The sequence below is a fragment of the Flavobacterium cauense R2A-7 genome (assembly GCF_000498475.1).
GTDB classification, from domain to species: domain Bacteria; phylum Bacteroidota; class Bacteroidia; order Flavobacteriales; family Flavobacteriaceae; genus Flavobacterium; species Flavobacterium cauense.
The window spans coordinates 523,366-542,597 of record NZ_AVBI01000019.1 but is presented as its reverse complement, the minus strand read 5'-3'; the positions used below and the strand labels follow the sequence as shown (position 1 = coordinate 542,597).

The 19,232-nt window shown below is 37.1% G+C and carries 19 protein-coding genes; 3 read left to right on the top strand and 16 right to left on the bottom strand.

The window, feature by feature from the left end:
• The first annotated feature begins 156 nt into the window (after positions 1–156).
• On the top strand, positions 157–915 hold the full coding sequence (gene yaaA / locus FCR2A7T_RS12515) for a peroxide stress protein YaaA (protein WP_023571668.1): 759 nt from the start codon (positions 157–159) through the stop codon (positions 913–915).
• On the opposite strand, the gene FCR2A7T_RS12510 is transcribed toward yaaA, so the two are convergent.
• The 15 genes from FCR2A7T_RS12510 to FCR2A7T_RS12440 all read right to left on the bottom strand — a co-directional run bounded on the left by FCR2A7T_RS12510 (position 916) and on the right by FCR2A7T_RS12440 (position 14,908).
• Entirely contained in the window at positions 916–1,266 is a 351-nt protein-coding gene (locus FCR2A7T_RS12510) for a hypothetical protein (RefSeq protein ID WP_035118421.1), read from the bottom strand. It lies immediately after the preceding gene.
• Between the two features lie 194 nt (positions 1,267–1,460).
• Entirely contained in the window at positions 1,461–3,044 is a 1,584-nt protein-coding gene (locus FCR2A7T_RS12505; protein WP_023571666.1) for an MDR family MFS transporter, read from the bottom strand.
• A gap of 1 nt (position 3,045) precedes the next feature.
• Positions 3,046–4,125 carry an HlyD family secretion protein gene (locus FCR2A7T_RS12500; RefSeq protein WP_023571665.1) on the bottom strand — a complete coding sequence of 360 codons (1,080 nt, stop codon included), beginning with the start codon at positions 4,123–4,125 and terminating at the stop codon, positions 3,046–3,048.
• Between the two features lie 16 nt (positions 4,126–4,141).
• On the bottom strand, positions 4,142–5,452 hold the full coding sequence (locus tag FCR2A7T_RS12495) for a TolC family protein (RefSeq protein WP_035118418.1): 1,311 nt from the start codon (positions 5,450–5,452) through the stop codon (positions 4,142–4,144).
• Entirely contained in the window at positions 5,442–6,065 is a 624-nt protein-coding gene (locus tag FCR2A7T_RS12490) for a TetR/AcrR family transcriptional regulator (RefSeq protein ID WP_023571663.1), read from the bottom strand. Before FCR2A7T_RS12490 ends, FCR2A7T_RS12495 begins: the two co-directional genes overlap by 11 nt.
• 224 nt (positions 6,066–6,289) lie before the next feature.
• On the bottom strand, positions 6,290–7,054 hold the full coding sequence (gene trpA, locus FCR2A7T_RS12485; RefSeq protein ID WP_023571662.1) for a tryptophan synthase subunit alpha: 765 nt from the start codon (positions 7,052–7,054) through the stop codon (positions 6,290–6,292).
• A gap of 155 nt (positions 7,055–7,209) precedes the next feature.
• Positions 7,210–8,391 carry a tryptophan synthase subunit beta gene (gene trpB / locus FCR2A7T_RS12480; RefSeq protein WP_035118415.1) on the bottom strand — a complete coding sequence of 394 codons (1,182 nt, stop codon included), beginning with the start codon at positions 8,389–8,391 and terminating at the stop codon, positions 7,210–7,212.
• On the bottom strand, positions 8,375–8,980 hold the full coding sequence (locus tag FCR2A7T_RS12475) for a phosphoribosylanthranilate isomerase (protein ID WP_035118412.1): 606 nt from the start codon (positions 8,978–8,980) through the stop codon (positions 8,375–8,377). The genes trpB and FCR2A7T_RS12475 overlap by 17 nt, the downstream gene beginning before the upstream one ends.
• The gene (gene trpC / locus FCR2A7T_RS12470) at positions 8,977–9,768 is read right to left on the bottom strand and encodes an indole-3-glycerol phosphate synthase TrpC (protein ID WP_023571659.1); all 792 of its coding nucleotides are present in this window, start codon (positions 9,766–9,768) and stop codon (positions 8,977–8,979) included. Before trpC ends, FCR2A7T_RS12475 begins: the two co-directional genes overlap by 4 nt.
• A 49-nt stretch (positions 9,769–9,817) precedes the next feature.
• Positions 9,818–10,810, bottom strand: a complete 993-nt coding sequence (gene trpD / locus FCR2A7T_RS12465; protein WP_023571658.1) for an anthranilate phosphoribosyltransferase — start codon at positions 10,808–10,810, stop codon at positions 9,818–9,820.
• An 87-nt stretch (positions 10,811–10,897) separates the two neighbouring features.
• Positions 10,898–11,467, bottom strand: a complete 570-nt coding sequence (locus FCR2A7T_RS12460) for an anthranilate synthase component II (RefSeq protein ID WP_023571657.1) — start codon at positions 11,465–11,467, stop codon at positions 10,898–10,900.
• Between the two features lie 65 nt (positions 11,468–11,532).
• Positions 11,533–12,933 (bottom strand): anthranilate synthase component I family protein, encoded by a 1,401-nt coding sequence (locus FCR2A7T_RS12455; protein WP_035118410.1) that lies wholly within the window; start codon positions 12,931–12,933, stop codon positions 11,533–11,535.
• Positions 12,934–13,206: 273 nt separating this feature from the next.
• Positions 13,207–13,779: a YceI family protein gene (locus tag FCR2A7T_RS12450; RefSeq protein WP_023571655.1), complete on the bottom strand. Its 573-nt coding sequence runs from the start codon at positions 13,777–13,779 to the stop codon at positions 13,207–13,209.
• A gap of 38 nt (positions 13,780–13,817) precedes the next feature.
• Positions 13,818–14,450 (bottom strand): NAD(P)H-dependent oxidoreductase, encoded by a 633-nt coding sequence (locus FCR2A7T_RS12445; protein ID WP_023571654.1) that lies wholly within the window; start codon positions 14,448–14,450, stop codon positions 13,818–13,820.
• A gap of 2 nt (positions 14,451–14,452) precedes the next feature.
• Positions 14,453–14,908, bottom strand: coding sequence for a MarR family winged helix-turn-helix transcriptional regulator (locus FCR2A7T_RS12440; RefSeq protein ID WP_023571653.1), 456 nt, complete (start codon positions 14,906–14,908; stop codon positions 14,453–14,455).
• A gap of 229 nt (positions 14,909–15,137) precedes the next feature.
• Here FCR2A7T_RS12440 and FCR2A7T_RS14870 point away from each other — a divergent pair, with 229 nt between their 5' ends.
• Both FCR2A7T_RS14870 and FCR2A7T_RS12430 read left to right on the top strand, forming a co-directional pair.
• Positions 15,138–18,077: a M4 family metallopeptidase gene (locus tag FCR2A7T_RS14870; RefSeq protein ID WP_023571652.1), complete on the top strand. Its 2,940-nt coding sequence runs from the start codon at positions 15,138–15,140 to the stop codon at positions 18,075–18,077.
• A gap of 83 nt (positions 18,078–18,160) precedes the next feature.
• Positions 18,161–18,475: a rhodanese-like domain-containing protein gene (locus FCR2A7T_RS12430; RefSeq protein WP_023571651.1), complete on the top strand. Its 315-nt coding sequence runs from the start codon at positions 18,161–18,163 to the stop codon at positions 18,473–18,475.
• Positions 18,476–18,498: 23 nt separating this feature from the next.
• On the opposite strand, the gene FCR2A7T_RS12425 is transcribed toward FCR2A7T_RS12430, so the two are convergent.
• Complete coding sequence (locus FCR2A7T_RS12425) at positions 18,499–19,179, bottom strand: Crp/Fnr family transcriptional regulator (protein WP_023571650.1); 681 nt, start codon at positions 19,177–19,179, stop codon at positions 18,499–18,501.
• Between the last annotated feature and the right edge of the window lie 53 nt (positions 19,180–19,232).

The following is a 19,232-nucleotide window of genomic DNA, read 5'->3' as shown; positions in this document are numbered from 1 at the left end:
ATCGAAATTCTAAATAACAACAAACCCTGAGTGAAAGCTCAGGGTTTTGTTTTGATGTCATAATTATTTTCAATACCAAAATCTGCAGAATCGATTTTGTCGTATATGGTTTTAACATAGGAATTTGTACTTTTGAAAACCATTAAAAAACAAACAATGAAAATCGTTATTTCTCCAGCTAAGTCATTGGATTTTGAAAAAGAATTGCCAACAACACAATATACTGAAGCTTGTTTTCTGAAAGAAGCCAATTCGGTACACAAAGTTCTGAAGAAAAAAAAAACCAAACAGTTGATGGAACTAATGGACATCTCAGATAAGTTAGCCGATTTGAACTGGCAACGCAATCAGGAATGGGCAATACCTTTTAATCCTGAAAATGCGCGTCCTGCGGTTTATGCTTTTAACGGCGATGTATATCATGGTTTGGATGTATATACTCTTCCAGTAGAGAAATTAGAAGTTTTGCAGGATAAACTCCGCATACTTTCGGGTTTGTACGGATTGTTGAAGCCGTTGGATTTAATGCAGCCGTATCGTTTGGAAATGGGAACGCAATTGCCAATCGGTAAAAACAAAAACCTTTATGAGTTCTGGAAAGCAAAAATTACGAAAGAGTTAAACAAAGAATTGAAAAAAGGTGATTTGTTTGTCAATTTGGCCAGCAATGAATATTTTTCGGCAGTTGATGTAAAAGCGTTGAAAGTTCCTGTAATTACTCCGGAATTTAAAGATTACAAAGACGGAAAACTTAAGATGATCAGTTTCTTTGCCAAGAAAGCCAGAGGCATGATGGTGCGTTACATTATTGATACAAATGCAGAAACCCTCGAAGAATTGAAAGGTTTCAATTACGAGGGTTATACATTTGATGAAAATTTAAGTAAAGGAAATACGTTGGTTTTCACCCGTTAATTAACCTAAGTGTAAATATTCTTCATAATCTCGGAAGGTATCCCGGGTCATTTTACGTTGGTCACGTGATAATTCACGCAGTGCTTCAACACCTTTTCTGGCGCAACGTTTTACTCTGCCTAAGCGGGAAGAAAACTCCATTAATTTATTTGCATCGGAAGGTTGAAGTTTACCACGTAATTCGTTTACAAATTCAGAGAATTCGTTCAATACATAACTGTTTTCTTCGTATTCCGATTGTAGGTCTACTAAAAACTCGTCAATCTCTTTTTCGATGTCGTGACAGTTGTGTTCACTTTTTTGCAAAAATTCCTTTAGAATCCTTTTGTCGCCGTTTGTAAATATGCCCATGGTGAAGAAGTGTTTGGTTAATACTTTGTAACTGATTATGAATCAATCAAATATATTTTAAATTTGGGTTAATTTTTCATTATGTTATTAAAAATCGATTAAATGAAAAAATAGACGACCAAGCGAAAAAATCATAAAAAAACTCTGAAACAATTACGTTCAGAGTTTTCAATCAATTAACAACTATGTTTAAATTAATGAACATTCGATAAATCTACTTTCTTTCCGGAACCTCGTTTGATTAACAGTACAAACGGAATACAGATAAGAAACATGATTCCCAAGTACATGAAAACATCCATGTAAGAAAGTACCGTACTTTGTTTGATTACGGAAAGTTCAATGGCTTTATGCGCTTTATCCAATGCTTCGCTTGCGCTGAAACCTTTCGACATAAAACCCATTTGCAGTTGTTGAATCCGTTGTTGGACTTCAAACTTTGTCGAATCCAAATGCGCAATCAAATTTACCCGATGTTCCTGACTGAATCGCGAAATGAAAGTGGTGATAATGGCAATTCCGAATGAACCTCCCAATTGACGCATCATTCCGGTAAAAGCAGCTCCTTCTCCGATTTCTTTTCCGTTTAACGTTGATAACGCCAAAGTCGTAATGGGAACGAACAACAAACCTAGACCAATTCCACGAAGGATTAAAGGCCAAAACATATATTCTCCGCCGGTATCGGGAGTCATTATACTGTACATCCAAAACGTAAATCCGAAGAACACGGCGAAACCAACTGCAACCATATACGCTTGTGGCACTCCGCGTTGGATTAACTTACCGATAAACGGCATCATGATTCCGGTCATGATAGAACTTGGAATCAGAAGCAATCCGGCGTCTAAAGCGGTCCAACCTAAAATGGCCTGTGTATAGATTGGAATGATAAAGGTTGAACCGTACAATCCAAATCCTAAAATGAAACACATAATCGTTCCGATACGCAGGTTCTGATCGTTTAAAACCCTAAGATTTACTATCGGATATTTGTATGTCAGCTGTCGCCAGATAAAGAAAATCAATCCGAAAAATGACAACAAGGATAAAGCGATAATAGTATTGTTTTCGAACCAATCATCCTGTTGCCCGTGTTCCAATACAAATTGCAGCGAACCGATAAAGGATGCAAGGAATACGATTCCCCACCAATCCACCTGATGTGCTTTTAATTTTTCGCCGTATTTCGGACTTTTTACAAAATAAAGTGTTAGAATCGTTGCTATAATTCCCAACGGAATGTTGATGTAAAAGATATACGGCCAAGAATAATTGTGTACAAGATAACCTCCTAACGGCGGACCTAAAGTCGGCCCAACAATTACACCCATTCCGTAAATGGCCTGAGCCATTCCGCGTTTTGCTGCAGGATAACTTTCGGTAATAATGGTTTGTGCCGTTACCAAAAGTGCACCGCCTCCCATACCTTGTATGAAACGGAAAAATACCAGCTCCCAGATGTTAGACGCATTTCCGCAAAGGAAAGATGAAACGGTGAATATAATAATGGAAGCGGCAAAATAGTTTCTTCGTCCGAATTGTTGCGATAACCAACTCGTCATCGGAATGATAATTACATTGGCAATCGCATAAGCCGTGATTACCCACGCGACATCGGTTAGGGTTGCTCCCAAACTTCCGCGCATGTCGTTAAGCGCTACGTTTACAATGGTGGTATCTACAATTTCGAGCAGCGCACAAAGTACCGCTGTAATTGTTATAATGACTCTGCGAAAGCCATATTCCACCAAATCATCTGGTTGTGTTGTTGCCATATTATTTTACATGTACATCTACTTCTACATTCATTCCCGGACGTAGTAATTTTACTTTTTCAGCATCATTGTTAGCCGTCAGTTTAATTTTAACAGGTAAGCGTTGGATTGTTTTAACGAAGTTACCGGTTGCATTGTCCGGAGGCAAAATTGAGAAACGGGAACCTGTTGCAGGAGAGAAAGAGTTTACTTCACCTTCAAATTTAGTATCAGGATAAGCATCTACTTTTAGTGTTACTTTTTGTCCTGCACGCATTTTATTCAATTGAGTTTCTTTGAAATTTGCCACCACCCAAGTATCAGTATTACTTACGATGTAAAATAACGACTGTCCGGGTTGCACCATTTGTCCGGCCATAACATCCACACTGGAAACCTGACCATCAAGAGAAGCAGTAATAACCGTATAGCTTAAATTTAATTGAGCAGCATCCAAAACTGCCTGAGCACGCTTGATGTTTGCTGCTGCGACACCGGTTTGTTTGGAAGCCACATTAGTTTTTGAAGCTACAGCCTCACGCTGATGGATATTTGCATTACGTTGTTGCTGTAAAATTTCCACTTGTTTTTCTGCTTCTTGTTTCGCAGCCAATGCCTGTTCGTATTGCTGTTTGGTAATCGAGTGATTTTTGTACAGATTCGCATAACGTTCAAAATCGTTTGTAGCTCTTCCTAAACGGATTTTCGCTGCTTCAATACTTCCTGAGTTGGATTGAATTGTAGCTTCTGAAATTGAAATGTTTGCAGAGGTTGCACCTACATCGGCCTTTGAAACTTCCAGTGAATTTTCTGCAGCTGCAAGAGCAGCTTTGGCTTCTTCCACTTTTACCAAAAAATCACGGTTGTCGATAACCAAAAGCGTGTCACCTTTTTTAACGAAGTCGTTATCTTTTATGTACACTTTTGTTACATAACCCGCCACGCGAGGGATAATTGGGTTCATGCTTTGTTCAATCTGAGCGTCATCGGTTTCTTCATGCGCTTGTCCGTGTAGGTATTTGAAGGTTCCGTAAACAATTCCTAAGATAACTAAAGAGCTGATTATGAATATGAATTTTTTATTTGCGGGTTTCTTTTCCATGATGAATGAAATTAGATTAGTTTTTGGTTGATGATGAGGTTAATTTTCCGGAAGCTGCTAACACTTCGTAATATTTCTGAACGATATCTGCTTTGGAATACGCTTCATTGATTTTGGACTGCAATTGCTGTACATCGGCATCAAGAAGATCGTTGGTGTCGGATAAACCATTGTCATATTTATCTTTTACAATTCTGAAATTTTCAGAAGCTTGTGTTACCGCTTCCTGATATACTTTATTTTGTTTCTGTGCCAGCAGATAATTTTCATTCGCCTGCTGCATTTGAATTTTGGCCTGATCCGTCATGATTTCCAACGATTGTTCTGCTTCTTTGGCTTTGCTTTTTGCGGCTTTAACGTCTTTTCCGTTTTTGAAAAGGGAAGTTACATCATAGGAAAGTCCGACTCCAAAATTCATCGCATTGGTTACCGTAACCACATTTTGTAAATCAAAGGCAATATAACCGCCCATAAGATTTAAAGCGGGATAGTAATTTCCTTTTGCGATTTTCACATTGGCTTCGGCAGCTTTTTGTTGCGATTGAATGGCCAGTAAGTCATTTCTCCCGGAAATATCATTTGAAGAGATTGTCAGTTCTGTTTTTTGGGCAAAAAGGGCAGAATTCGGTATAATTTGTGTGCCTTCCGGCAGTTTTAAAAGTGTAACCAACTGAAAATTTACGATGTTCCTGTTTTTCTTAGCTTCTTCTAAGGCGATCTGATAGTTGGAAACCTGTAATTGTGCTTTCAGTAAATCGTTTCGCGCAATGATTCCGTTTTGCTCCATGGCTTTGAAATCGGTTACACGTTGTTCGGCACGTTTGATGTTTTCCTGAATCAGTTTTTCGCTTTCCTGCGCTTTGTATAAGGCAACATACAATTTAACGGTTTCCAGGGCTAATTGTTCTTTTGTATTTGCAGCGTTGAATTTTTCGGCTTCAAACATGCTTTGTGAAGCTTTAATGCTGTTTTGCACTTTAAATCCTGCAAACAATGGAACAGTTGCCATTGCATTTCCTAACATAAGTTGATTAACTTTGGGGGAAGTACCACCCTGAGAAGCATTTCCCAGTTTAAAATCGACATCGGCATTGGTCAAACGCTGAAACTGACCGTTGATTTTTACATCGGGATATTGTTTGTTTTTCACCGTAAGCATTTCAAATTCTTTTGTAGCGGCTTTGGTGTCGGCTAGTTTGGCTTCAGTACTTTGAGTAACTGAAAGTTGGATGGCTTCTTCGAGCGTAATGGTTTTTTTTTCCTGTGCTTGAACAGAAATAAAACCAAACAAGAAGAAGATTCCTAGCCTTAAGGAATTACTTTTCATAGGTTAAAAGGGCTTTAATGGTTTGCTTGATGTGGATGGTCAGTTCATTATAGACATAATTGTTGATGTCTTCCTGCGTATTCAGATTCAGGATATCTTTGAAAAAAGGTTTGTTCATCTGAAAATGAAAATAGGTTCCCATGATGGTAGTCGGAAGCAAAACAACGTTCACGTCTTTGTTGAAAATATTTTTGTCCTGTCCTTCTTTGATGATGTTTTTTAAAACCTCCAGATTGTTTTTCTTCATTTCGTTGAAAGCATCACAATTAATGATTCGTTTTCCTGAAGAAATTTCAAAATGGATAATCTGATACATGCCTTTGTTCTGATGAATACGCTTAATGTACAATTCAATCAGACGATCGATTTTTTCAATAGGAGTTAGCTCTTCGCGATACAAGTTTTCCATCTGCAGGCGCATGTCGGAAATACGATATAGAATTAACGCTTCCAACAGCTTTTCTTTCGAACCGAAATAATACGAAATCATCGCGATGTTGATGTTTGCACTTTTGGCAATATCACGTACTGATGTTCCGTCAAAACCTTGCTCGGCAAACAGGTTTTCTGCTACCTGTAAAATTTCAATTTGCTTGTCGTTAAAATCAGTCATTTTAATTTGATTTTAAATTCGGATACAAAATTAAACGCTTGTTTAAATTAAACGTTTGTTTAAATTTGATTTAACATTTTTTTAACAGATAAACAACGCCATTTCTAAGAACAAAATTGTTCCTAAAATTGACGTTGTTCTATTGGAAAAAAGATCTTTTTTAAAGTATAATTAAAATCTATTATATGTTTTTAAAACATTGAATGTTAATTATTTATTATGTTTTATATGAATAGATTATTGATGTAATTTTGAATATTTGCGATATTGTTTTGACTGATGAATTTCACAAAATCACTACCGATAATTGCTCCTTTTTGACGTTCGATAGCCTGTTGAAAAGTAGCTTTGTCTGAAATACCAAAACCTACAATTTGCGGATTTTTCAGTTCCATTTTTGCGATACGGTCGAAATAGTTTTTTTGGTTATCCCCGAAAGAATTTTGACTTCCCGTTGTACTGGAACTACTCACCATGTAGATGAAACTGTCTGATAACGAATCCATTTTACGGATGCGTTCTTCGGCAGTTTGTGGTGTAATCAGGAAGATGTTTTTTAAGTTATAGTGTTCAAAAACCGTTTTATATTCCTCTTCAAAAGTGGTTAATGGTAAATCGGGGATGATTAAGCCGTCGATACCCACTTCGGCACATTTCTCGCAAAAATGCTCTACGCCGAACTGTAAAATCGGATTGAAATAACCCATGATAAGCAACGGAATTGTAACGGATTTCCGAATGTCTTTGAGTTGTTCAAACAGTAGTTTTGTGGTCATTCCGTTTTCCAAAGCTTTGGTGGAACTTTCCTGAATGGTCGGCCCGTCTGCTAAAGGATCACTGAAAGGCAAGCCGATTTCGATCATGTCGACGCCGCTTTTTTCAAGTTCCTGAATGATAGCAACCGTATCGTTGAGGTTAGGGAAACCTGCCGTGAAATAGATGGAAAGCAGTTTTTTGTTTTCTTGTAATTTTAGGTTTATTCGGTTCATTTTAAATGTTTTTGCAGTATTAAGTTGTGTTATGAAAACAGGTTTTGTTTGCGTTAGGGATAGGAGCGGCATCCTTTTTATTTGGACATTGAGGCTCTCGAAATGTCCAAATAAAAAGATACAGCGGATAGCCCGACCCTTGTGGTAACGTCCTATTAAAAATTAAAATAGTCGATGTACGTATTCAGGTCCTTGTCGCCGCGCCCCGATAAATTGATGACTACAATATCGTTCTCTTTGAATTTTCGTGTTTCCAAAACGGCCAAAGCATGCGCACTTTCGATAGCGGGAATTATGCCTTCGGTATTGCATAAATTCAGTCCGGATTGCATGGCTTCGTTGTCTGTAATTGCAATAAATTCAGCTCTTTGTGTATCAAAAAGATGTGCATGTAAAGGTCCGATTCCCGGGTAATCCAAACCTGCGGAGATGGAATAAGGCTCGGTAATTTGACCGTCTTCCGACTGCATTAAAAGCGTTTTACTTCCGTGTATAATTCCGATTTTTCCCAAAACGGAAGTCGCCGCACTTTCGCCCGAATCGATTCCTTTTCCCGCAGCTTCCACAGCGATTAGTTTTACGTTTTCGTCGTTCAGAAAATGGTAAAAAGCTCCGGCTGCATTGCTTCCTCCACCCACGCAGGCAATTACGTAATCAGGGCTTTTACGGCCTTCTTTTTTAAATAATTGTTGTTTTATTTCATCGGAAATTATACTCTGAAATCGTGCTACCATATCCGGATAAGGATGCGGCCCGACCACGGAACCGATGATGTAATAGGTGTTGGTTGGGTTGTTAATCCAGTCGCGAATGGCTTCGTTGGTGGCATCTTTCAGGGTTTTGGAACCGGATGTGGCAGGTCGGACTTCAGCGCCCAACATTTTCATTCGCGCTACGTTAGGGGCTTGTCGTTGAATATCGATTTCACCCATATAAACAATACACTCCATGCCCATTAAGGCACAAACCGTTGCCGTGGCCACACCGTGTTGTCCTGCTCCAGTTTCAGCAATGATGCGGGTTTTGCCCAATCGTTTGGCTACTAAAATCTGTCCGATGGTATTGTTGATTTTATGGGCTCCGGTGTGACATAAATCTTCCCGTTTGAGATAGATTTTGGTGTTGTATTTTTCGGATAAACGTTTCGCAAAATAGAGAGGTGTTGGCCGTCCAACGTAATCTTTTAATAATTGTTGGAACTCCGATTGAAAATCAGCATCATTGATATAGTTTAAATAATTTTGACGCAATTCTTCTACATTCGGATAAAGCATTTCGGGGATGAAAGCGCCACCAAAGTCGCCGTAAAAGCCGTTTTCGTTAACTTGATAGTTCATTTTGTAATTCTTTTAAAAGTTGTGTGTTTTTTAATCCCGGTTCAGTTTCGAATTTGCTGTTCACATCGAGCGCATGAATCGGAAAACCCAATTGTTTTATTTTGTTAATTTCTTCTAAACCAATGCCTCCGCTTAGAAAGAATGGTTTTTTGGAAGGATAGTTTTTCAGTATTTCCCAGTTGAAAGTGGTTCCGTTACCGCCAGGATTTTCGCCTTTGGTATCGAATAGAAAGTAATCGCATACGGATTCATAAGGAGGAAGTTTCTCAAAATCAAAATCATCTGCTACGGAAAACACTTTTATGACTTCTACGTTGATGATTTTCAATACTTCGCAGACTTCAGGTGTTTCGTTGCCGTGAAGTTGAACAACCTGTAAATCGTATTCCTTGATTTTTTTCAGAATGTCATTCATGGCGGCATTCACGAAAACGCCGACTTTCAGTATGGATTTTGGCAGTTCCGGTAATTTTCCGTTGCAATAACGCGGTGATTTTTCATAGAAAATGAATCCCAAATAATCGGGTTCAAGCGTTGCAACCTCCAGTATGTTTTCGGTGTATTTCATTCCGCAGATTTTTAGTTTCATGATTTCACAAATATAGAGTTGATGAATGCTGCTGCTGCTTGTCCCGGATTTTCAGTTTTCATGAAATGTTCCCCAATCAAAAAGCCTTGATAACCATAAGGTTGAAGTTCATTAATTGCTTCTGTTGAACTGATACCACTTTCGGAAATTTTTACGAATTCGTTTGGAATATGTTCTGCTAATTCTTTGCTGAAATCCAAACTGACTTCAAAGGTCTTCAGATTTCGGTTGTTTACGCCAATCATGTCCAAACTCGGCATAATGGCTTTGTCTAATTCTTCTGTATTATGAACTTCTAATAAAACTTCAAGTCCCAAAGAATGAGCGAATTCGGATAGTTGTTTGATTTCTTCTCTTGTTAAAACAGCGGCAATCAACAGGATGGCATCAGCACCATGCGCTTTGGCTTCGAGAATTTGGTATTCGTCAAAGATGAATTCTTTTCGGAGTAAAGGAACATTAACGGAAGTTTTGGTCAAAAGCAAATCGTCTAATGAGCCACCGAAATATTTTCCATCGGTTAAAACGGAAATTCCTGAAACGCCGGCGTTTTGATATCCTATTACCACATCCTCCACAGAAAAGTTATTGCAGATTACTGATTTTGAAGGCGAACGACGTTTGTGTTCTGCGATGATTCCCACCAGATTGTTTCTTAAGTTCTTACTCAGGGAATAGGTTCGCGCTCCAAACAGAACGGAATTTTCCAGTTGTGCAATTGGAATTAGCTGCTTTTTGAGTTCGACTTCCCGTTTTTTATCGTTGATTATTTTATCTAAAATGGTCATTTTTTTTATAATTGAAAGATTGAAAGATTGAAAGATTGAAAAGTTTTTGTTAACGGCTTATAGCTCGCAACTTTGTTAATTTTTCAAAGGCTTTTCCCGAGAGTAGACTTTCTTTTGCGAATTCAAATCCGTCTGAAATCGAGCAGTTTTTCACTGTCACAATCGCCATTCCGGCATTGGCACAGACCACATTATTTTGTGCTTCGGTTCCTTTTCCTTTTAAAATATTCAGAAAGATTTCTGCCGATTTTTCGATGGTGGTTCCGCCTTGGATTTCGAATGGGTTCAGTTTTGAAACATTGAAATCTTCCGGTTTAATGATTTGCTCTAAGTTTTTGGAAATGAGTTTGGTATTTCCGGTTAACGAAATTTCATCATAACCGTCCAAGCTGTGTAAAACTGTAAAATTTGTTTTGGTATGCTGATAAAGATAGGCGTACATTCGAGCCAATTCCAGATTGAAAACTCCCACCAATTGATGCTTTGGAAAACTCGGATTAACCATTGGGCCCAACATATTAAAGAAGGTTTTTACGGCTAATTCTTTTCGGATAGGCGCCACATTTTTCATGGCAGGATGGAAGAGTGGGGCGTGCAGAATGCAAATTCCGGTTTCTTCGATGGATCTCTTTAAAAATGCTTCTTCATTACTGAATTTAATACCTAAAGTTTCCATTACATTACTCGAACCAGAAATGGAAGAAACACCGTAATTTCCGTGTTTGGCAACGTGAATTCCCGCTCCGGCCGCTACAAATGAAGCCAAAGTTGAAATGTTAAACGTGTCTTTTCCATCGCCGCCGGTGCCACACAAATCGATGGTTTCATAATCGGATAAATCAATTGGGATACAAAGCTCCAGTAAGGCTTCACGGAAACCTGATAGTTCTTCAATGGTAATGTTTCGCATCATAAATACGGTCAGAAAACTGGCTATCTGACTTGGGTTATAACTTCCGTTGGAAATGTTTTTCAACACCGTTTTGGCTTCCTCTTTGGTAAGCGCTTCGTGTTGGATCAATCGGTTTAAAATTGTTTTCATTTCGTTTAAATTAGATATAAGTTAGGCTTGGCTTCAAGTTTTTGAGACTTAAAACCGAATGCTGTTTTCGATATAATTGTTTGTTAATTAGCTGTTAAGCCAATTTTCGAGGATTTTCTTTCCGTGAGGTGTCAGCACGCTTTCCGGATGGTATTGCACGCCGCGAACATCGAAAGTTTTATGTCGGAGGGACATGATTTCGCCGTTTTCATCCACGGAAGTGATTTCAAGTGTTTCAGGAAAATCGGCTTGGTTTACTACCCAGGAATGGTAGCGACCGACTTCAATTTCATCGGCTAAATCTTTAAAAAGTACTTCATCGGGAACAGTTATTCTGACTTTAGTTGCTACTCCGTGGTACACTTTTTCAAGGTTGGTCAGGCTTCCGCCAAAAACTTCTCCAATCGCTTGCTGGCCCAAACAAACGCCTAGAATGCTTTTAATGGGCGCATAGGTTTTAATAACTTCTTTCAGTAAACCGGCTTCGTCAGGGATTCCCGGACCTGGTGAAAGCAGTATTTTATCAAATTTTTTAAGTTCATCAATATAGAATTCGTCGTTGCGGAAAACGGTTACCTCGCAATTCAAATCTTCCAGATAATGTACTAAATTATAAGTGAAACTATCGTAATTGTCTATGACTACTATTTTTTTCATTTTGTAAAGTTGCTGAGTTACTGAGTAGCTGTGTTACTAATTTTTTTGTTAACTATGATTGGTGACTAAATTCTTTCTGCTAATTCTAAAGCTTTGTTCAACGCGCCTAATTTATTGTATACTTCCTGCATTTCACTTTCTTCGTTGGAACTGGCAACAATTCCGGCTCCGGCCTGATAATGCAATTGGTGGTTTTTACTTAAAAAGGTCCGAATCATAATCGCGTGGTTAAAATTACCATCAAAATCCATAAATCCAATGGCACCGCCGTAGAAATTTCGGTTGGTGTTTTCAAGGTTTTCAATCAACTGCATGGCTCTGTGTTTTGGTGCTCCCGATAATGTTCCTGCCGGGAAAGTATTGGCGACAACCTGCATTGTGGTGGCTTTTTCATGCATTTGTCCGCTCACTTTGGAAACCAGATGAATAACGTGCGAGAAAAACTGTACTTCGCGGTAGTTTTCGACTTCCACTTTGTTTGCATTCCGACTCAAATCGTTTCGTGCCAAATCGACTAACATTACGTGTTCGCTGTTTTCTTTCGGATCTTCGGATAATTGTTTGGCTAACAGCGCATCTTTTTCGTCGTTTCCAGTGCGTTTGAATGTTCCTGCAATAGGATGAATTTCGGCTTTTCGGTTTTTGATGACCAGTTGCGCTTCCGGCGAAGAACCCATGATTTTGAAATTTCCGTAATCGAAAAAGAACAAATAGGGTGAAGGATTGATGCTTCGTAATGCTCGGTAAACATTGAATTCATCGCCTTTAAAACCTTGTGTAAAACGTCGGGATAAAACCAATTGAAAGACATCGCCGCGGAAACAGTGTTTTTTGGCTAAAGCGACATTTGTTTTGAAATCATCATCGGATAAATTGGAAAGTGAATCACCTTCTTTGCTAAACGAGTAGGAAGTAAAATTTTTAGATTGAATCAGTTGTTCGATTTCGGAAATATTGTTCTGATTGTCAATGCTGTGGCAGAAAATATAAGCTTCATTTTTGAAATGATTGATTGCAATGATGTTCTGATATACAGCGTAAAAAATATCGGGAATTTGTAAATCGGAAGTTCTTTTTTGGATGCTGACTTTCTCAAAATAACGTACGGCATCATAACTGATATAGCCGAATAACCCGTTAGTAATGAATTTGAAATTCTGATTTTCAGAAGTAAACTGATTCCCGAAAGATTGAATACTTTGTGAAATATCGGTTTCTTTTTCTATAGCAACCGTCTCCGAAATTCCGTCTGGAAATGTAGTTGTAATCAGTTCATTTTCAACTTTAATGCTCGCTATCGGATTACAGCAGATGTAGGAAAAACTGTTGTCATTTCCATGATAATCACTGCTTTCCAGCAAAAGACTGTTTGGGAATTTATCGCGGATTTTCAAATATATGCTCACCGGCGTAATGGTGTCGGCAAGGATTTGTTTGTGGTGGGTATGTAATTTATATTTTTTCATAAAACGTTGTTTCGGTTTGGACAATAAAAAAAGGCTTGTCGTGATTGACAAGCCTTTTTATCTATTTTGGTTTTAAAAATACAGATAGGAGGATTCGCTCACGATTTTCGACGTAAGTTATTCCACCACCAAGTATTGTTTAAAATGTTGTTCATTTCTTATTTTGTATGCTGCAAAGTTATAGAAATGTTTTTTAGAAAAACAAATTTTAATTTAAAAAAGCCCTGAAGGTTCATTTTCAGGGCTTTTTAAAAGCTTTTGCAAGTATGAAAATTAGAATTTCAAGTTTACGTTTAACTCAAATTCGTCGTAAATTGCTTTGTCCCCAATACCGTCAAAGAAAGATTTTGAACCGTATTTGATGTCGTATTTCGTTCTGTCAATCATCAATTTAGCAGTTGCGTCATTTTTGTTAACAACGATGTCAAAAGTAATTGGATTTGTAATGTCTTTGATTGTTAAATCAGCAGTTACAGTATAAGTATCTTTTGATTTTGCAGCAATAGTTTTGAAAACCAATTTAGAAGTTGCAAATTTATCAGAACCGAAGAAATCATCTGCTTTCAAGTGTCCTTCCAATTTTTCTTTACCTCTTCCAGCTTCTAAATCAGTTACAGTGATTGAAGTCATGTCTACTGTAAAGTTTCCACCCGCTAATTTTTTTCCTTTGAATACTAAAGCACCGTCTTTAAGAGCGATTGTTCCCTCGTGTTGTCCGGTTACTTTTTTACCAAGCCAAGTGATTTTACTTTTTGCTGCGTCTACTTTTTTAGTTGTTTGCGCTGTAGCGGATAAAGTTCCTAAAGCTACTACTAATGCTAAAGCAATTGATTTTAATTGTTTCATGATTTTAATTTTAGTTTAATTGATTTAATTGTTTATGATTATAAATTGATAAATAATTCCTGTTTTGATTTGCGTACTTTTACATTGTGTTGTGTAGCGTCTTCTTCATGACGATACCCTACAGTAGCGATTAAAGATGCATTTAAACCCAACTTTGAAAGACCAAGGATTTCGTTCACTTTTTCCGGTTCGAAACCTTCCATTGGCGTAGCATCTATTTGCAATTCGGCCGCAGCATTAAGCAAATTTCCTAATGCCAAATAGGTTTGTTTGGAAGTCCAGTTATTTTTTGCATCTTCGGTTAAAGTTGTGATTTTAGATTTCATGAAATCACCGTAACCTGAAATGTTTTCTGCAGGAATTCCTCTTGTTTCCGCAATGTTTGCAATGTAATTGTCTATTTCTTTTTCGCCTAAGTTTGTCATATTGGCAAAGACAAACAAATGAGAAGCATCTACAATTTGAGATTGTCCCCAAGCAGCGGGTTGAATTTGTGCTCTTAATTCCGGGTTTTCTACAATGATAACTTTGTAGGGTTGAAGTCCGTAAGAAGATGAACTTAAACGGATTGCTTCTTTTAAAATTTCAAGATCCTGATCTGAAATTTTTTTGGTGGCATCGAATTTTTTGGTGGCATAACGCCAGTTTTGATGTTTTATGAAATTGCTCATACTTAAATTGTTCTGAATTTTTCTAATAAAAAATTTAATTGTTCCAGTTCGTCCTGAGTAAGGTTTTTGCAGAACATGTTTTCGTGATTTTCCACTTTCGGATCGAGTTCGTTTAATAAATCCATTCCTTTTTGTGTTATCGTTATTTCCATTTTACGTCTGTTTTCCGAACAAACTTCGCGGGTAACCAAATCTTTCAATAATAATTTATCTACTAATCGGGTAGTGTTGCTTGTTTTGGCCAACATGCGTTCCTGAATTACGCACATGTTAGTGGGTTTTCCGTTTTGTCCTCTTAAAATACGCAGTACATTGTATTGTTCTCCAGACAAATCATAGGGTTTTAACACTTCTGCAAATTTCTCGGAAACAATATTTTGCGTAAAAAAAATATTTAGCACCGTCTTCTTTGCCGATGATAATACTTTTGTCGATTTTATGATTTCTTCGATTTTCATATCAGTACTTTAATTTGTCGATACAAATGTAGTAATGTTTTTTATTGTATATACAAATGTTGTATTAAAATTTTGTTAATTTTAAATGACAACTTCTTAAATAAACTTTTAAAGCGTTGATTTTAAATTTATTTGATAAAAAAAAAGCAACAATACATGTACAAAGTTAAATTTTTATTAATATTGCGTACCATAAAAACTAACTTAACTAACAAACTTAACAATTACAATGAAGAAAAAGTATTTTTTAGCATTGTCGCTGTCATTAACTATGATTGTATCGCTGCAAGCGCAGGACAATCAGAAGATTTCAGACGATAAAGCATACCAAAAAATTAAAAAATTCTCCGATCCGCTTGTCAAAGATGTAGCTATTGGAGTTTTCCTGAAAGAAAATAAATTAGGAAAAGGCTATACTTTTAAGGCAAAAAACGAAAGTACAGACAAAAACGGTAATGTTCACCAAAGACACCAACAGTATTTTAATGGATTAAAAGTTGAATTCGGAACAATCATAACCCACAGTTCCGAAGGAAAAGTTTATACTATTAATGGAGAGTTGTACAATGTTGCGAATCTGAATGTGGTTCCAACCTTATCAAAGGAGCAAGGTTTCCAGAAAGCCGTTGCATTTAAAAATGCAAAAAAATACCTTTGGGAAGATCAAGAACAAGCTCAATTAATGGATTACAAGAAACCGGAAGGAGAGTTGTTGATTTTGCCAAATGTGAAAACAGGAGGAGTTAATTTAGCTTATAAATACGATGTTTATACGTTAGATCCTATTTCCAGAGATGAAGTTTATGTTGATGCGCATACAGGAACTATCCTTTATAAAAACCCGATTATCAAGCACGCAGACCGATTAATTTCAAAAGAAGAAACGAAAGAGCAGGCTCAAAAAATGGAAGCGCTTGTTACAGGAACAGCTGCAACCCGTTATAGTGGAAGTAGATCTATTGAAACCACTTTTGATACCGGTTTGGGGAAATATGTTTTGTTGGATAATACAAGAGGAAATGGTATTGTAACCTACAATTGTCAAAAAACAACAACGTATCAAAGTACGCATTTTCAGGACAATGATAACAACTGGACTTCAGCAGAATTTGCCAATATTAATAAAGACAATGGTGCTTTAGATGCACACTGGGGAGCAGAAATGACTTATGATTTCTGGTCTAATGTTTTCGGAAGAAACAGCTTTGATGGTAATGGTGCACAGATTAAAAGTTATGTTCACTACCGTCAGGTTACAGGACAAAATCTGGTTAATGCTTTCTGGAATGGTAGTGTGATGTCTTACGGAGATGGTAATACATCCGTTAATATCTTAACGTCAATCGATGTTTGTGGCCACGAAATCGGTCATGCTATTTGTAGTTATACGGCTGATTTAGCTTATCAAAACCAATCAGGAGGAATCAATGAAGGTTATTCTGACATTTGGGGAGCTTGTATAGAGCATTACGGAAGAACAGGATCATTGGCAGGTACGCCAGTAGCAAATGTTTGGAAAATTGCGGAAGATTTATCATCTACCGGAACACCTTTCCGTTCGATGAGTGCTCCAAGAACTTATGGAAATCCTGATACTTATTTAGGACAATATTGGACTCCAACCGGAGATGAAGCAGGTTGTGCACCTAGCAGCAGTAATGATTATTGTGGTGTTCACAATAATAGTGGTGTAATGAATCATTGGTTCTATATTTTAACGGCTGGTAAATCAGGAACGAATAATGCACCTGTTCCGGATACTTATAATGTAACGGGAATCGGTATGGCAAAATCTTCTGAAATTGCTTATTTTGCTGAAAGAGATTATCTTACGCCTAACTCTACGTACATGGACGTAAGAAATGCTACGTTGCAAGTTGCAACGGATTTATATTGTCCTAACAGTCCTGAAGTTATTGCTGTAACTAATGCTTGGTATGCAGTAAATGTTGGAGAACAGTATGTTGGATATCCAACAGATGTGTCTTTAAAATCCATTACAGGAAGTTTAAATGTTGCTTGTGGTACTTCAATTAACCCAATAATTAAAATTGAAAATGCCGGTACAACAACACCAATTACAACAGTAAATATTTCTTATACTATTGATGGTGGTGCAGCTACAAATTTAGTTTGGAACGGAAATTTAGGCATCTGTCAAAATCAAAATTATTCCTTCCCTTTAGGGGCATTGTCAAGAGGTACTCACGTATTGAGCGTTACAACAACGATGGCAGGTGATGGAAATTCAGCAAACAATACAAAATCAGCATTAATTATTGTTAATGATGCCGGGGTAATAGGTCAGATTAATACATTTGAAGCGAATTCTGATGTTTTGGTTTCTATTGATGATTCAGGTGCAAATAATGTTTGGCAAAGAGGTACTGCTGCAGGAACTCAATTAACCAATACTGTTGCCGGAAATTCTAAAGTATATGGAACTAATTTAAGTGGTTTGTATCCAAATCTTACTAAATCGTATTTGGTATCTCAATGTTATAATTTATCCAATGTTCAGAATCCAATATTAAAATTTGATATGGCATTCGATTTGGAAACAGATTGGGATTTAGTTTACATGCAATATTCAACTAACGGAGGTTCAACCTGGTCAAATTTAGGGACAGGTGCAACGGCTAACTGGTACAACAGCAACAGAACTCCAAACGGAACAGATTGTTTTAACTGTATTGGTGGGCAATGGACCGGAGAAGGTGCTTTAACTAATCCGGCCGGAGGAATTAATGCTCAGAAACGTCAATATAGCTATAGTTTAGCAAGTTTTGGAAATGGCGGTGCAACACCTCAGTCAAATATCATTTTCAGATTTGTTTTCCATTCCGATGAAGCGGCTCAGGAAGAAGGTGTAATCATTGATAATTTTGTTATCGAAGGAACATTGGCAACCAATGAAAATAATTTTGAAACATTTACGGTATGGCCAAATCCATCTACCGGAACGGTTAACATTCAATTGAATACCACAGAAAAAGTAAATGTTACCTTATTCGATATCAGAGGAAGAAACGTATTTAATAAAGTTTACAATTCTACAGGATCAATGTTTAATCAGGAAGTAAATTTCAATTCATTAGAAAAAGGAATTTATTTATTGAATGTTGAGTCGGAAGGTAAAAAAGCAACGAAGAAGTTAATCATTAACTAATCGTCTTAAAACTTAAATCAAGCGGATAAAAGTCAAATTTTATCCGCTTTTTTTATTTAAATTTGAATTCAAATACAACGATTATGAATTTAACACAAGAAGATTGGGCAAGCAAACTTCAGGAAGATGATAACGCCGTAATTTTAGACGTTAGAACCGAAGATGAATGTTTGGACGGAATGATTCCCGGAGCCATAAATATTGATATTTATAAAGGTCAGGGCTTTATTTATAAAGTGGACGAACTGGACAGATCCAAAAATTATTATGTGTATTGCAAGGCGGGAGGAAGAAGCGCGCAAGCCTGCAGTATAATGAATCAAATGGGGTTTGAAACCACTTACAATTTAATGGGAGGGTTTTCTGAATGGGAAGGTCCAACGGTGATACCAGAATAAAAAAGGAGCATTTCGCTCCTTTTTTATTCTGCCAGTTTTCGCAGCTCTTTTTTATCTTTCAGTATAATTTTTTTTCCGTTAAGTTCAATCCAGCCATTTTTGTTAAAATCCGAAAGCAAACGAATGCAACTTTCAGTCGCTGTTCCGATAATACTGGATATTTCATCTCTGGATAATTGAATTTTCAGGGATTCATCTTCATTTATACCAAAAGCATCATGAAGATAAAGTAACGTAGCGGCAAGGCGTTCTTTTACACTTTTTTGTGCCAGATTTACCAAAACATTATCCGCTTCTTTTAAATCATGGCAAACATTTTTCATCATATTCAACGAAAACTTATTGTTCACATTGAAAAATTCCATAACCTGACTTTTAGGAACGAAACAAACCTGCATGTCTTCCAATGCAACAGCTCCTAAATTGGCAGGTTCTTCACTAATTAGTGATCGCTGCCCTAATAATTCACCTTTGGTAACAAGTTTTACAATCTGGTCTTTACCGTTGGAACTTAATTTTGTGAGTTTGCAAACACCGTCTTTAATACAGAAAATACCATCCAAAGTGTCACCTTCTTCAAAAATAATATCCCCTTTTTTTACGGTATAGGAAGTTTTACAATCAGCAAGTTTCACTAATTCATCTTTATTCAATGCTTTTAAGGCACTGAATTCTCTAACGATACATTGATCACATTTACCCATTATTTCTGATTGTTTTTGCAAAGATACTAAAGGATGACAAATATCATATTTTA